Below are 16,252 nucleotides of genomic sequence, written 5' to 3' on the forward strand. Positions count from 1 at the left end.
ATTAAAATAAAATTTTCTACAAATGAGTTTGATACAAGACAAGGATGATTAGTTGTTCACCTTTTCCTTTTTAAACTCTTTTTTGAAACTGCTGTCGCTTCATATTGTGTGATAAAATAGGGGAAAAGGAGTGTTTCCATGAAGGACAAGGTGTTAATTATAGAAGATGAAAAAAATATTGCACGTGTTCTTCAGTTAGAGCTAGAGTTTGAGGGATACGCTGTGGATATTGCATATACAGGAACAGACGGATTGATAAAATATCGGGAGGAGAAATGGGATTTAGTGTTACTGGATTTAATGCTTCCTGGCTTAAATGGACTGGACGTATTAAGACGAATTCGTGCGACCGAAGATGAAACGCCTGTAATTTTGCTAACTGCAAAAAATAATACAGATGATAAAGTGACTGGTTTAGATCTGGGAGCGAATGATTATGTGACGAAACCTTTCGAAATTGAAGAGTTGCTAGCTCGTGTACGTTCAGCAATTCGTTTTGCTAAAGTCCTTACTCCAATTCCTGTTCAAGATGAAAATGTACATGTATTTCATTCACTTTTACTGAATGTACAAACGCGTGAAATTACTAATTCAGGAGTGTCTATTAATCTGACTCCTCGCGAATATGATTTATTGTTATATATGATGAAGCACCCTAACCAAGTGTTGACACGAGAGCAGCTTCTGGATGCTGTTTGGGGATTCGATTATTATGGAGATACGAATGTTGTAGATGTTTATATACGCTACGTTCGGAAAAAGTTAGATGATGATCAGCAATCTTCTTATATACAAACCGTCCGCGGCGTCGGATATGTACTAAAGGAGCAAAAGAATGAAGCTTAAAACGAAAATACATCTATTTTCTACCCTACTGACGTTACTAATCATAGGTTTAATGAATATAGGTGTATATTTTTTATTTGAAGGAATGGCTTTTGATTCGGAATATACTCAGCTTAACTCGGATGTAGATGAAATGATCGGGGCATTAAGTAAGATGCAAACAAAGGACGACCCTGCAACTATCTTACGTACTTATATACCGCCTAGAGGTGGAGTGCGGATCTTAGATAGTAAAGAAGAACTACAATTAGTCGTTCAATCAATTGAAGAAATAACAACCTATCAACCACACTTTGAAGTGGATGAACGTTACTCCATTGGAATGCTCGATGGTTCACCTGTTTTAACGATAACTAAACCTGTTATTTGGTCGGATGGGAAAGTCGTAGAAGTACAGACGATGAAACAATTATTGGATGTAGGAAAAAATTTAGATTTCCTTCGTCTTATTTTGGTTGCTGTAACTCTAATCGGGATGTTATTGATGACTGCTTCAAGTATAATGTTAGGGAAAATTATAACTAATCCTATTAATAAATTAATAAATACAATGTCTCATAGTAGAATTTCAGGGAAATATGAAAAAATAGCAGTTCGTCCAAATAAAAAAGACGAAATGGCTCAAATGGGCATTGCTTTTAATGAAATGATGGAACAGCTGGAGCAAAATTTTAATAAGCAGGAGCAGTTTGTATCTGATGCTTCTCACGAATTAAAAACACCATTAACTGTTATTGAAAGCTACGCTAAACTATTGTCTAGACATGGTTTTGGTAATACCGAAATTGCGGAAGAGTCCGTCCAGGCAATTATTAACGAAACGAGTAGAATGAAAGAAATGGTGTCACAAATGCTAGTTTTGGCAACAAGTAAAGGAAAACAAAAAAATAAAAATGATTTGATCGATGTGAAAGTTAAAGTGGAAGAAACATTACAGTCAATGAGAACTTCTTATAATCGGAACTTTTTATTAAAAGGTGATGGTCCATTTTATGTCAATACGGATACAGAACAGCTTCGACAGTTACTTTTTATCATTTTAGATAATGCTCGGAAATATAGCGAAAAAGATATAAAGACAACTATTAAAGAAAACGAGGAAGGAACAACTATCTCCATCATGGATTATGGAGATGGTATTCCTAAAAAAGACTTGGATCGAATTTTTGATCGGTTTTACCGGGTTGATGAAGCGCGAAATCGTAAAACAGGAGGGACTGGACTTGGGATGGCTATTGCAAAAGGTATTGCAGATCGCCTCCCGGCAACACTAACCATCCAAAGTACGGTAGGATTTGGTACAACCATCCATATTTTTCTTCCTTCTAATCAAATTCTCATCGATTTTTAATGTTCGTCACTTAAGATGAATATGAGGGGGAGTGCGTGAATGAAATTTACTAAAATGAAAAGATTTATTATCGTTTGTATAGTTACAATCGGTATCGTAGTAATTGTATTCATAGTCAGTACTGACTCAAATAAAATACCTATAACTGAAAAGAACGTCCGCACCCAACTCGAGCAAATGTATGATGCAGAAGTAGCAGAAGTGAAGAAAAATGATGATGTTTATGAGGCAATAATTGCAAAAAGTGGACAAGTGTATTTAGTAGAAATGAGTGCCACTACCGGTAATGTGAATTCGTTGGAACACACGGATGAATTCATCATTGAAGAAGTACCGGTTATGACCAAGACAACTAATGGACAATTTGATGAGGGACCTGAAATAAGTCAGAAATCTACAATGCCATCCTCACAAGTAGAAATAGTTGAAAGTAATATAGTTTCTTCTAATGGTACTACTAAATTAGTTATTATTGAAAAACCTAAGGCATCATCCCCGAAAGTAAAAATTGTGGAGAATCCAAATGTTGTGGAAAATAAAAAATCAAAAAAAACAGGTACTAAAAAAGAAGCAAAAGCAGAAGAAAAACCTATCAAACAAGCGATTAAAGACGCTTTTAAAGAAGTGCTGGCAGCTGAAACTAGTAAACCGGTAGAGTCTTCTAAAGAAGAGTCTAAAAAAGAAACAAAAACAGAGGAAACAACTAAAACTGAGGTTGCTAAAATAGATGCAGTTAAGGCAGAAGTAAGTAAATCTGAGACAAATAAAGTAGAGTTAGAAAAAATTGAACCACCTAAAACAACTACTTCAAAAACAGAAGCAGCTAAAACAGAAACTACTAAAAGTGAAACGACCGTAAAGACCGAAAGTTCGAAAACAGAAGAACAAAAAAATACGGAGAAAAGTGAACTTTCTGTAGTAGTTAAAACAGAAGAAAAAAAGACGGAAGTTACTGAAAAGCCGATTACTGTTCTAATCACTGGCGATGAAGCCTTAAAGATAGCCCAGCAACAGCAAAAGGGTACAGTAGAAAATAACTCCTTTGTGAAGACGAATGAGGGTGGTTATTACTTAATTGTAATGACAGCTACTAAAACAGAAGAAAGTGTGAAAGAAAAGAAAACGAAAGCAACTATTCAGGTACATGCAATCTCAGGAAAAATACTTTCTGTGACTTGGGAATAAGTTTCTCATCAAATTCTAATAAAACTCTAGTGGTATTCTCATTTAAATCCTTTATGATAAAAATAACAAATGAATAGCACTTCAAATTGTTGTTGAACGAGTTTGAAGGAAACAAGTTCAGGCAACTCAGCATAATAGGGGAACGATCTTACGGCGATCAAAGCGATAAACGAAACGAACGAAGGTAATACTGTTTACGGCGTAATAATATAATTCTTGTGCGATAACAAGGGGAAATGCACCTCACTCTACAATTCCCCGTAGAGTGAGGTGTTTTTTGTATGTATTCTTTCATAACATCTATACACCTAAAATATGATGATTGCCCTTAAAAACGGAGATATAGCCCATAACCGGACAAACTAAATCCACATAGGTCAAAAAAGCACTTGTGTACTGTTTATAGACAGTACGCAAGTGCTTTCATCATTATCAAGCAGTTTTCAACAAATGTACGGTAAACTCATTGCCTTTATATAGTTTACCTAACCGCACAAAAATTTTCATACCTCGAGACAACTTTTATTATTTACGTTTGTTACGTTTTTTAGTGATACGACCAAGTGCAAATGCACCAGCAGCAAGACCAATCATTGTATTCGTGTTTTTATTGAAAACTTGTTTTACAACTAGGTTCATATTTGCAGGACGCTCAGCAAGACGACGCATGAAGTAACCGTACCAATCTTGTCCAAATGGTACATATGTGCAGAAGTTATAGCCTTCGTTTGCAAGTTGTTGTTGCATGTCAGTGCGGAAACCATATAACATTTGGAACTCAAACTTATCATTAGAGATATTATTATCCTTTATGAATTGTTTAACATGGTTAATCACATTATGATCATGAGTAGCGATAGAAGTGAATTTACCATTTAATAAATGCCATTCTATTAGCTCTACATAGTTTTTATCAATTTCTTCTTTTGTTTGGTAAGCGTATTCAGCAGGCTCTTTATAAGCACCTTTTACGATACGTAGGCGGAAATTTTTATACTTTTGAATATCTTCTGAAGCTCGATAAAAGTATGCTTGAATTACAGTACCAACATTATCATAGTCTTTTGAAAGCTCATCCAAAATATCAAAAGAGGGCTGTAAGTGTTTGGTGGATTCCATGTCAATATTGATAAACGTGCCATATTTATGTGCGATTTCTACTATTTCTTTTAAGTTGTTAAATGTGAATTCATAATCAATATCTAAACCAAGCTGTGATGGTTTTAACGAAATATGTGCATCTACTTGATGCTTCTCAATTGCTTCGATTACTGCGATAATTTGTTCTTTGGCAGCTAATGCTTCTTCTTTCTCGAAAACAAATTCCCCTAAATTATCTACTGTACAAGAGATACCCATTGCATTTAGTTTTTTTATGCTCTCAATTGTTTCTTCAATGTTTGTTCCAGCAACAACATGCTGTGCACCCATTTTTAAACCATATTTTTTTGCCGCACCATTTAGTACTTGATTTTCAGACAAAGCCATAAAAATATCTTTTAACATTGTAATGCTCCTATCTCTGTTTTGATGCTTCATTATACCACAAATTCCGCTGGCAATAGCATTCATTTAACTGTAGTTCGACATAATATTATAAACTATTTTTATATTGTAAATATATAAATCTTTACGTCTAATTATCAGAAAATTAACTTGCCATTTATAAAGTAGTAAGTTAACTTTGGTATAGTGAGTAATTTTCACTTATCTTTAAAAATTATTTATTCAAAACAATTTCAGGAGGTAGGACATGCGGAATAATAAGATTAAAAAGTCAGTTGTAGCAGCAGTAATTACAACATCATTATTTTCTGTTTCAAGCGTTTCATTTGCAAATAGTTCACTACAAGAGGTAGTTGACCATGCAAGGCAAGATATTAAGAACTCTGCTTATTCCTATGTAGTCCCAGCACAAGCTGGAAAACTTTCGACTAGTAAGGACTTATACCCCGCTTTGAACACCGCAAAAGCAAGTTACCAAAAAGCAAGAAATGAAATTATTAAATCCAATGTAAAAAACAAAGATTTATTACTTAAAAATTTAGATGAATTATATAATGAACATGTAACTAAAGGTATTGTTCCTTATATTGATGCTTATAACTATGCGGACAAATACTTAGATCCAATTATGAAAGAAATTAAACAAGCAGAAGCAATTAAAGATTGGGACAAGTTAGAAAAGGCTTATCATAAACTTTCTGTACAATTGAAAACACGTACCGCTATCCTGTATCGTTTTACAGGAAAAGCTCCTCGTGATCTACTATTAGTGCAATATAAAAATCCTGCAAATCAAAAGCGTGATGAGCTCATGGTACCAGTTACTATATTTATGAAGACGAAAGAGGCAGAAGCATACTTAGCAGCAAACAAAAAAGATGAAGCTGTAAAAGTAATGGAATCTATTAACCTATTAATAGAAAAACTACCAAGCACTTCTTCTCCAATTATCAAAGAATTACTTGCATACGTTGAGAATATTAGTGCTCAAACAAAAGCAGGTTTTACGCTATCTTTAATGCATGTAAATGATACACATGCACGTACAACACAAGCACCTAAACGTTTAACGGCTATAAAAGAAGTAAGAGCTGAAAATCCTTCTACATTGCTAATTGATGCAGGAGATGTATTCTCAGGTACTTTATATTTCAATGAGTTCAAAGGTCAAGCAGATTTAGAGTTAATGAAGTTAATGGATTATGATGTAATGACATTTGGTAATCATGAGTTTGACTTAGGAAACGATCCTGAAGGGCATAAAGCACTAAAAGAATTTATCGAGAAATCTAATTTCCCATTTGTTAGCTCGAACGTTGATTTTTCTAAAGATGTGAATCTAAAAGGATTATTTAATGTGAATGTTTCATCTAATCCAAAAGATGGACAAATTTACAGCGGAATTATTAAGGAAGTAGACGGCCAAAAGATTGGATTGTTTGGTCTAACTACTGCTGAAACTGCTACTATATCTAGTCCGAAAGATGTAACTTTTACGGAGTATATCAAAGCAGCACAAACAATGGTTGATGAATTTAAGAAACAAGGTGTCAATAAAGTTGTTGCGGTTACTCATATTGGATATGATGACAATCCAACAGTAGATAATGATTTAATGTTAGCTGCTGCTGTCAATGGTATTGATGTAATCGTTGGTGGACATAGTCATACTAAATTAGAGAAGCCTGTATTAGTTGATAAAGATAGCACTGGTAAGAAAAAGGATCCTACTATTATCGTACAAGCTTCACAATATAGTGAATTCCTAGGAACACTAGATGTGGACTTTGATGGAGAAGGTAAAGTAATAGGGCACGCAGGAAAACTAATTGAGATTAAAGACCAAGTAGCAGATCCTACTGCGGCTGCTCTATTAAAAACGTATTCAAGTAAAATAGATACAATTAATAAAACAGAAATTGGTGTAAATGCAGTAGAAGAATTGCAAACCCCACGTACCGATGGTGATGATACAAAGCCAAGCGTTCGTAAAAACGAGACTGCTTTAGGAAATATTATTACAGATGGTATGCTTTTGAAAGCAAAAAAATACGATAATAAAGTTATTATGGCGTTTCAAAATGGTGGAGGAATCCGTGCTGAAATCGGACAAGGACCAATTACAGTAGGTGAGGTTATTACGGTGCTTCCATTTGGTAATACGTTAGCAACGATGGAAATAACAGGAGCAGAATTAAAATCTGCATTTGAAATCAGTTTTAAAAGTTATCCAAAAGAAAATGGCGGATTCTTACACGTTGCAGGAGCAAAAGTGGAATTCGATTCTTCAAAACCTGCTGGTGAACGAGTAGTATCAATTAAATACAAGGCAGAAGATGGGTCATTTGTAGATATTAAAAATGAAGAAAAGTATAAAGTAGCGACCAATGCATTTACGGCTAAAGGCGGCGATGGCTATGATGTGTTTGCGAATATTTACAAAGAAGGTCGTGTAACAGACCTAGGTCTTTCAGATTGGGAAAACCTTCAAGAACAATTACAATTATTAAAAACTGTTAATAATAAAACAGAAGGTCGCATTGTTGACGTGAAAAAGTAAAGAGAAATTAATCCTTTCGCTATTAATCTAGCGAAAGGATTTTTTTAACCAAAAATGATGAAAATATTTAAATACTAGCATATTCAACATATAACGTTCTATCTCTGTCCAATTTGGCTTGACGCAAATTATATACCCTTTCGGTACTTCTACAAAACCGTCCACCACTATTATTTCCGGGGAAATGATATTGTCATCTAGAGTAAGAATTCCTGTCTGCCCTGAGAGGAATGCTAGGAAACGAGCCCCAACCAGTATTCCCATTGTCGTTTTCAAGTGGCACATCGTCATTTTTTTAGTCCTCTAGTTAATGATCATTCAACTTATCACGTTCCAGCTCCTAAAATAAATCAAAAAAACCCTACAATTGTAGGGGCCATGTTTGTGGAGCTGACTCCTCTTTCTCCATATCCATTGGCGAAAGAGGAGCTCCCTCCCAAATCATCTGAAGGGAAGCTTGTATATCTAAGTCATTTCTATACGCCATTTCTTCTGGTTCAACTGGATTTACGTTAATAGAAAATCTCCTCCTCATACCCTTTCTATTAGTATATTAACCAAAAATAAAAAATGACATGAAACATAAAAAAATTTTGAGGTCCAAAATCGCTACAAAAATGAATTCTTAGATCGAAAAGGTTGTAGAAATTCCATAGTTGCATTTAAAAATTAATTCTGACAATTGAATTAACTTAATGAGTAGATAAAATAGAGGAAATGAAAGGAGTGGATAAGCGATGACTGTTGAATATCTAGTTCAAGTAATGAATCGCAGTTTACAAAAAGTAGAGGAAACAGTTGAGCAGGTAGAACGTCATACAAATATGTCAAAGGCAGATCAGCATCAAATTATGCAAGCAGTTTTAGAGCTAAGTGACCGGATAAAATTACTCGAAATGCATGTAGATATAAACAAACGTGAAAGAACTCACTAGCTGCTCTCCAAATTTAACTTGAGTAACTTTTATTGAAACATTTGCACATGAACTCCAAAAAGATTGACATACTACCAAATATGATGTAAATTACCAAATGAACGAACATTATAGTTCGTATTGTAATAAATATTCGTATTTGGGAGTGTAATTGATGGATAATGTATTTGATTATGAAGATATTCAGCTAATTCCGGCAAAATGTGTGGTTAATAGTAGATCGGAATGTGATACTACAGTCACACTTGGAGGACATACTTTTAAATTGCCAGTAGTACCTGCTAATATGCAGACAATTATAGATGAAAACATTGCAAATTATTTAGCGGAGAATGGTTACTTTTATATTATGCATCGCTTCGAACCGCAAAAACGTACTGCGTTCATTAAGAGTATGCAATCACGTGGGTTAATTGCTTCTATAAGTGTGGGTGTCAAAGAGGAAGAATACCTATTTGTAGAGCAGTTAGCGAAAGAGAATCTGGTACCTGAATTCATTACGATAGATATAGCACATGGTCATTCTAATGCCGTTATTAACATGATCAAACATCTTAAAGAATATTTACCGAAGAGCTTTGTCATCGCTGGTAATGTAGGTACTCCAGAAGCAGTAAGAGAGCTAGAACATGCTGGAGCAGATGCAACAAAAGTTGGTATCGGACCAGGAAAAGTGTGTATCACGAAGATTAAAACTGGATTTGGAACTGGTGGTTGGCAACTTGCTGCACTACGCTGGTGTGCAAAAGCAGCTAGCAAGCCAATAATCGCAGATGGTGGAATCCGTACACATGGCGATATTGCAAAGTCCGTTCGATTTGGTGCTTCCATGGTTATGATTGGATCTCTATTTGCAGGCCATGAGGAATCTCCTGGTGTGACAGTGGAGAAGGATGGTAAACGATATAAAGAATATTTCGGTTCTGCATCTGAATTCCAAAAAGGTGAAAAGAAAAATGTTGAAGGCAAAAAGATGTTTGTAGAATACAAAGGACCTCTAGAAGATACTTTGAAAGAAATGGAACAAGATTTACAATCCTCTATTTCTTATTCAGGTGGAAATAAACTAGAATCGATTCGCACAGTAGATTATGTAATTGTTAAAAACTCCATTTTCAACGGAGATAAAGTTTACTAAAATTTTATGTTATTTTAGGACCTCAAATGCTACAATATAATTGTTGTTTATTATTTGAATATTAACGTTATTTAAGAAGAGGAGTGTTCTAAATGGCTGTAAATGTATATCTTACTTTTAACGGAAATTGTCGAGAGGCTGCTGAATTTTATGCAGAAGTATTTAAGACAGAAAAACCAGAAATTATGACATTTGGTGAATCACCTCAAAGTCCGGATTTTGTATTGCCAGAAGTTGCAAAAGATTTAGTTCTTCACACTCGCTTAAATATTAATGGAAGCAACATAATGTTCTCGGATACATTTCCAGGGTCATCTTTTGTAGAAGGAAATAATATTAGCTTAGCTTTTGTCAGTAAAGTTGTAGAAACGGTCAAATCCGCATTTAATGCACTAAAAGAAGGCGGCAAAGTAAGCATGGATCTACAAGAAACATTTTGGAGTAAATGTTATGGATCCTTAAGAGACAAATTCGGCATCGAATGGCAATTTAGCCATGAAACCGATCAATTGCCACAATAATATCTTACAAAGGGCTATGCAACGTTTTAATAGACGTCGCATAGCCCTTTTTTATAGATTTAAATGGAAGGAAATCCCGTTCCGCCAGTAAATGACGCCCGTCCGCAAGTAACCACAGAGCGAGCGCAAGTAAACCGCCGCCAATCGCTAGTATCGACCAGTCAACCGCAAGTAAACATTCACCGACCGCGAGTATCCACCAATCACGCGCTAGTAGCCAACTGCCACTCGCTAGTATTCATCCGTCAACCTCAAGTAAACCGGCCCAACAATAAATTCCCTAGTCAAGCTCCAGATGCTTCTTCAAATTCATCGATACTTCATTCAACTCTTCCTCTTCGGGTACATAATACCAAATATCATTCATTACCTGGCCACTACCATTCGTTAGAGCAATAGATTCGACATTTGTCAGAGCATCCTTATAACCTTTTTGAATATCCATCATTTGATCGAATGTCATATTAGTACGGATATTCTCCTCTAATGTGGCCAATAAATCCTTATAGTTGAGCAAGCTATTGAAAGAAGCTCCCTCCTTTAAAATAGCTAGGAGAACTTGTTTTTGGCGCTCCTGTCTTCCAAAGTCACCTTGTATATCATTCTTTCGCATGCGCACATAACTAAGTGCCATATCACCATCTAAATGGATTGGACCTTCATTGAACACATAACCGTTTTCTTCGAAAGCAGTAGTATTCTGAACTGTTACACCACCAACACTATCGACAATTTCTAAAAAGCTTTCCATATTAACCTGTACAACATAATCAATTGGAATATCAAGTAAATTTTCGACAGAACGAAGTGCCATATCTGTCCCACCAAATGCATACGCGTGATTTAGTTTATCCATTTTGTCTAATCCAATGATTTCCGTATACGTGTCTCTTGGGATGCTCAATACTTTAATCGAAGATAGAGAGGGGTTAGCAGTTAGTACGATAATAGTGTCAGAACGTCCAATATCCGCCTCTCTTTCGTCTACACCTAGTAGTAAAACGGAGATTGGTTCTTTTTCCACAAGCTCTACTTCGATTTCTCTTCGCTCAGAAACCTTTCGAATATCCGGTTCATGGATAGTCTCGAGTGTTGTGGATACATTTCGGTAAATACTTGTGGCGTATACTATCCCAGCAAAAAGTAAGCAACTTATGATGGTAATCCAAACTTTTTTCTTCGACATTCATAATCCTCATTTCTTATAGCGACAATTCCGTATCGTAAATATATGAATGTAAGCTCTAGAATATTAATTAGAACTGATGATAGTATGTATAGTTTCAAATTTTATTAAACATACAAAAAAAGAGGATTGCGGCTATAACCACAATCCTCTTAAGAGATTCACTATAAATGTTGCAAGGACTTACTCTTCTATTTTCGTTGCGTTTAGTTGTAAGAAATACCTAATTATATCTCTGAAGAAAGCTTGTAACATTCGGTCGAACGAGTAGAGTGCATCAAATGCATATAGTCTATAAGGATCTTCTTGACCATATCCACGAATACTAATACCTTCTCTTAAATGATGAAGATTATCTAAATGTGTGATCCATGATCTGTCTAAAGCTTCTAAGTAAATGGATTGTATATTCGCCCAAATATCTTCCTCTAGGGAAACAGTACTGGCAACATCCATTGCTTGGCTATAAACTTTCTTCAATGCGACCTCTAGTTGCTCTTTACTTTCTTTGTCCGTGGTATCCATTGCATTTAAAGTATCGGAACTTAATGTTGATAATATCTTAATTTCATCAGTAATTTCATTCCACATACTCATACTGTCTGCACTTTCTAAGATTAGATCAACAAGTTCTTGGATAAGATATTCTTTTCGTTCGTGCATGGCATCAATTATTAGCGACTGCATATTATGGACATGGAGCGCCTTCTCGCGATAGTTATACATTACTGTTTGCTGATCATTATTAATATCATCTAGTTTCAATAAATGAGAGCGACTAGATGAATGGGTGCCTTCAATAACTTTTTGCACATTATAAACGAATTTAGATGGGTTCGTAGCAAGTATTAAACCAGTTGAATCTGTTTTTACTTTTTTTCTATATTTCTCCAGCTCGTACTCATCATAAAAGTAGAAAAGTTCATCTTCCAAAGAGATGATAAATTGTGTACTACCTGGATCTCCTTGACGTCCTCCGCGACCACGCAACTGCATATCAATACGAGCGCTACTATGCAGCTCAGTACCTATAATATGAAGTCCACCTAGTTCCGGTACTCCTTCACCAAGAATTATGTCTGTTCCACGACCAGCCATGTTGGTAGCAAGCATGATTTTATGTAGCTGTCCTGCATTAGAAATAATCTCTGCTTCGTCTTCTTCAGTTTTGGCATTTAATATCGAATGCTTTATATCCAACTCTTTTAAAGCAGACGAAAGCTTTTCTGATTGTTGTATAGAAGTAGTTCCTATTAAAACTGGACGGCCAATTTCATGGTATTTCTTTGTTTCTTCAATAATTTTTTTAACTTTATCTTCTATTGTCAAATAAACAAGAGTATCTAAATCCTTACGTTGATTTGGCTTGTTTGTTGGAATTTCTGTTACACGCAAATTGTATGTTTCCCAAAATTCATCTTTTGAGGGAATGGCACTTCCTGTCATACCAGAAACATGTTTATATAAACGGAAGTAATGCTGAATCATAACCGAAGCCTGCGTGTTGTTTTCTTCTTTTAATGAAACCTTTTCTTTCGCTTCAATTGCTTGATGTAGTCCATCACTGAATGTCCGACCTTCCATTATACGACCTGTGTATGGGTCAACAATCATAATCTTATCGTCTTTTACGATATAATCTACGTCTTTACGCATGACAACTTTAGCGCGAAGAGTCTGCATAGCAATGTGCATGAATTCGCGATGCTCACTATCGTAAACATTTTCAATTCCAAATGCCTCTTCTAAACGGTCTGCACCATCGTCTAATAATACGATTTGTTTTGTCTCTGGGTAATAATCATATTCTACCTTGTCTTCAAAGGAATCAATTACCATATGCATAATAGGAAACAAGTTCAAGCTAGCATTTGATTTCCCGGCAATAATTAAAGGAGTTCTTGCTTCGTCTATTAAAATACTATCCACTTCATCTATTAATGCATAAAAAAGTGGACGCTGAACTAGCTGATCAGCATCTTGCACCATATGATCACGTAAGTAATCAAAGCCAAATTCTGTCCCGGTACCATATGTAATATCACAATTATAAGCTGCTTGTTTTTCATCAGCTTCTATTCCAGAAATATTTAAGCCGATTGTCAAACCTAAAAACTCAAACAATGGTTTCATTTCTTCATAGTCACGAGTTGCTAGATACTCGTTTGCAGTAACGATATGAATTCCTTTTCCATGCGCGCCCATAACATATGCCGGCAAAGTCGCGACTAATGTTTTACCTTCTCCAGTTTGCATTTGAGCAATTTGGGATTGTGTCAGTACTGCTCCACCCATCAATTGTGAATCATAATGCCGTTTACCTAAAACCCTTTTTGAAGCTTCTCGAACGACTGCAAAAGCCTCAATGATCAATTCTTCTGGAGAGATCCCATCATTTAATTGGTCACGAAAAATTTGCGTATACCCTTTGAGTTCTATATCCGTTTTCAGTGAAAAGGATTCTTCAAGAGCATTTATTTTAGAAACAATTTTATTCAGTTGTTTTAATTCGATTGTTTCACCAGATATCATCTTTTTAATAGAATGTAACATAATCATTCTCCCTACTTTTAAATTCCAAACTCTATTATATCACGAATTATATAAGCAAGCATTTTATGAGATAATGTGCTTATATTTCAATTATATTACAACATTAAGTTTTAAATGTTACCAATAGATGTTAATGTTAGAATAATAGGGAAAGGGGTTATGAAATGAGAAAAATTTACAAATCTATGTTATGTATTATGTTAGTTGCGCCAGTTGGTTCGACAGTTTATGCAGAAGAATTAAAAGCCACGGAAGTAAAGATAGAGAATGTTGAAGAAGTAATTGAGGTAGATAGTAGTTCAGAAGAATGGTTAGAGAATGCAGTTGAAGTTGAACAGCAAGAAGAAGTGAAATTGGAAGGTTATGAGAATCTTGGTTCCCTAATTTTCAAATCATCAGCAGTATCTTCTAAAATTGCAGCAAATGAAAAGGGAGAATACTTCATTTATTACATCATGCATGGATCTCCTGCAGCATTAGTCGTAGTCAACTATGAAACAAAAGAAATTGTACATACATTTACACTTGAAGACTCAAAAAGCGCATGGGGTCTTGATGTAGACCAGAATGGAAAGCTATGGGTTGGTGGTTCCGTTTCAAGTACTTTATACAGCTATGATCCTAACTCAGAGGAATTTGAAAATCATGGAGCTATTTTTTCCAATAAAAGCGATACATCTATTCAAGATTTAATCGTTTCTGGTAACAAAGTATATGCAGGTTCTGCATATGGAGGAAGTCTAGTTGCTTTTGATACAGAGACAGAAAAAATAGAGGAATTTGGTCAAATTCGTAAACGAAGAGAATTTGTGAAAGCAATTGTAGCGGATGAAAAGAAAGATGAAATTTATGTTTCGATTGGCTCTCCAATGGACTTATTAGTTAAAAAGCCTAATACGAAAAATTTCACTTCATTTTTACCATCTAAATATATGTCGGAAAAATATGCACAGGATTTAGTGCTAACAGATGACTATATTATTGCAAGATTACATCCTTCGAATTTAGCGGTGATTTTCGATCGTAAAACTTTAAAAATTGTTGATGAGTTTGAATTGAAATCTAAAACAGTTTCCGTTCTTTCTCCAAATGAAGATGCGCTGTATTACACAAAAGCGGAGCAACTCATTAAATATGATTTAAATACAAAAGAGCATACAGAACTAGGTGTCTTTTTACCAAAAGGTACAGAAGCTATTAACTTAGACTTTATCTTAAAAGACTCTCCAAAAGATGAAGATGATAATAGTAATGAAGGAATTATTCAAAATAACACTAAGGAAACTATTATTAAGGAAACTCCAGTTATTCCTTCAGCAAAAGCTATTACTCCAGTCTTAGGAGTGCCAAACAATAAAAAGGTTACGGAAGAAATTCCAGGTGAAGGCGATTTAATAATAGAAGAACCGATCGTAGAAGAGCCAAAGGAATTTTTGCTTTCAGGTATGGTTGATAATTTAGGTCAGATTTTTGAGTATAATCCACAAACAGGTGAAATGACGCACCATCAATTTGAACTACCAGAACAGCCGGTGGAGTTGTACACACTTGCTACTAGCTCAGACGGCAAGAAAATATTTGCCAACGGATATATGTCTGGTGGACTTGGCGTTTATGATGTACAAACAGGAAACAAAGAACTATACCGTAATATCAGTCAAATTGAATCTATGTTCCATATTAATAACAAACTATATATCGGTGCATATCCACTTGCAAGACTTCTAGTTTATGATCGTGAAAAAGAATGGTCTACTGGAAACCCTAAAGAAGTTATCCGTATGAGCCAATATGGTCAAGAACGTACAACTGCGGTAGCGCCATACAATAAGGGGAAAGAAATTATTTTTGGTACTTTACCAGATACAAGTGTTGGCGGTGGAGCGTTGGCATTCTTTGATACTGAAACTGAAAAAATGGAAATCTATGAAAACTATATTTATAACCAAAGTATCGTTTCTTTAGTAACTAGAGGGACACAAGTATTTGGTGGAACTTCTATTCATGCAAACCAACAAGTAAATCCAAGAGGTGCAAGACTATTCTACTTTAATAGAAGTACTCCGGAAGATATGAAATATATTCATCTTCCATTAAGTGCAAGTATGATTACTAGTTTAATAGTAGATAAGGATAATAAAATATGGGGTATGGCGGATGGAAAGTTATTCGTCTACACAGATGAGTGGACGGATGTTAAAACGGTTGAACTATTACCATTAATTTCTGGAAGATTCCGTAACGCCCAAATTTTAGAAAACGTAGATGGATATATATACGGAAGTGTAGAGGGTAAATTATTCAGAGTTACAAAAGATACATTAGCAGTTGAGTGGTTAAAAGACAAAGGTGTTTACGGCCTTGAAAAAGACTTAAATGGTAATTTATATTACTACGATGGAAGTAATTTATGGAAATATACAATAGAACAAAATCGTGCGATAAAACAAAACAAGCAGTAATAGCTGCTC

General features: G+C 35.1%; 12 protein-coding genes. 8 read left to right on the top strand and 4 right to left on the bottom strand.

Features of this window, described 5'->3' with window-relative positions; translation table 11 throughout:
- The first annotated feature begins 138 nt into the window (after positions 1–138).
- Genes LDK52_RS10765 through LDK52_RS10775 form a run of 3 tightly spaced genes read left to right on the top strand, consistent with a single transcriptional unit; the run spans position 139 to position 3,382 of the window.
- A complete protein-coding gene (locus tag LDK52_RS10765; protein ID WP_277585968.1) occupies positions 139–846 on the top strand; it encodes a response regulator transcription factor in 708 nt (235 codons plus the stop codon).
- Entirely contained in the window at positions 836–2,197 is a 1,362-nt protein-coding gene (locus LDK52_RS10770; protein WP_277585969.1) for a sensor histidine kinase, read from the top strand. The genes LDK52_RS10765 and LDK52_RS10770 overlap by 11 nt, the downstream gene beginning before the upstream one ends.
- 39 nt (positions 2,198–2,236) lie before the next feature.
- Positions 2,237–3,382, top strand: a complete 1,146-nt coding sequence (locus tag LDK52_RS10775; protein WP_277585970.1) for a hypothetical protein — start codon at positions 2,237–2,239, stop codon at positions 3,380–3,382.
- Between the two features lie 525 nt (positions 3,383–3,907).
- Here LDK52_RS10775 and LDK52_RS10780 read toward each other — a convergent pair.
- Positions 3,908–4,888: a proline dehydrogenase family protein gene (locus LDK52_RS10780; protein ID WP_277585971.1), complete on the bottom strand. Its 981-nt coding sequence runs from the start codon at positions 4,886–4,888 to the stop codon at positions 3,908–3,910.
- A 247-nt stretch (positions 4,889–5,135) separates the two neighbouring features.
- Between LDK52_RS10780 and LDK52_RS10785 the strand changes: the two genes are divergently transcribed.
- Positions 5,136–7,448 carry a 5'-nucleotidase C-terminal domain-containing protein gene (locus tag LDK52_RS10785; RefSeq protein ID WP_277585972.1) on the top strand — a complete coding sequence of 771 codons (2,313 nt, stop codon included), beginning with the start codon at positions 5,136–5,138 and terminating at the stop codon, positions 7,446–7,448.
- Positions 7,449–7,809: 361 nt separating this feature from the next.
- On the opposite strand, the gene LDK52_RS10790 is transcribed toward LDK52_RS10785, so the two are convergent.
- Positions 7,810–7,983 carry a hypothetical protein gene (locus LDK52_RS10790; RefSeq protein ID WP_277585973.1) on the bottom strand — a complete coding sequence of 58 codons (174 nt, stop codon included), beginning with the start codon at positions 7,981–7,983 and terminating at the stop codon, positions 7,810–7,812.
- Positions 7,984–8,185: 202 nt separating this feature from the next.
- Here LDK52_RS10790 and LDK52_RS10795 point away from each other — a divergent pair, with 202 nt between their 5' ends.
- From LDK52_RS10795 to LDK52_RS10805, 3 genes are all read left to right on the top strand, one after another.
- The gene (locus tag LDK52_RS10795; RefSeq protein ID WP_277585974.1) at positions 8,186–8,383 is read left to right on the top strand and encodes a hypothetical protein; all 198 of its coding nucleotides are present in this window, start codon (positions 8,186–8,188) and stop codon (positions 8,381–8,383) included.
- A 154-nt stretch (positions 8,384–8,537) separates the two neighbouring features.
- On the top strand, positions 8,538–9,521 hold the full coding sequence (guaC, locus tag LDK52_RS10800; protein ID WP_277585975.1) for a GMP reductase: 984 nt from the start codon (positions 8,538–8,540) through the stop codon (positions 9,519–9,521).
- A 92-nt stretch (positions 9,522–9,613) separates the two neighbouring features.
- The gene (locus tag LDK52_RS10805; RefSeq protein ID WP_277585976.1) at positions 9,614–10,042 is read left to right on the top strand and encodes a VOC family protein; all 429 of its coding nucleotides are present in this window, start codon (positions 9,614–9,616) and stop codon (positions 10,040–10,042) included.
- Between the two features lie 280 nt (positions 10,043–10,322).
- Here LDK52_RS10805 and LDK52_RS10810 read toward each other — a convergent pair whose 3' ends face one another.
- Together LDK52_RS10810 and secA are read right to left on the bottom strand one after the other, a co-directional pair.
- Positions 10,323–11,228: an LCP family glycopolymer transferase gene (locus tag LDK52_RS10810; protein ID WP_277585977.1), complete on the bottom strand. Its 906-nt coding sequence runs from the start codon at positions 11,226–11,228 to the stop codon at positions 10,323–10,325.
- A 183-nt stretch (positions 11,229–11,411) separates the two neighbouring features.
- A complete protein-coding gene (gene secA / locus LDK52_RS10815; RefSeq protein ID WP_277585978.1) occupies positions 11,412–13,781 on the bottom strand; it encodes a preprotein translocase subunit SecA in 2,370 nt (789 codons plus the stop codon).
- A 164-nt stretch (positions 13,782–13,945) separates the two neighbouring features.
- On the opposite strand from secA, the gene LDK52_RS10820 reads away from it, so the two are divergent.
- Positions 13,946–16,243 carry a hypothetical protein gene (locus LDK52_RS10820; RefSeq protein WP_277585979.1) on the top strand — a complete coding sequence of 766 codons (2,298 nt, stop codon included), beginning with the start codon at positions 13,946–13,948 and terminating at the stop codon, positions 16,241–16,243.
- Positions 16,244–16,252 lie beyond the last annotated feature (9 nt).

This window comes from Psychrobacillus antarcticus, assembly GCF_029533155.1.
GTDB lineage: Bacteria > Bacillota > Bacilli > Bacillales_A > Planococcaceae > Psychrobacillus > Psychrobacillus antarcticus.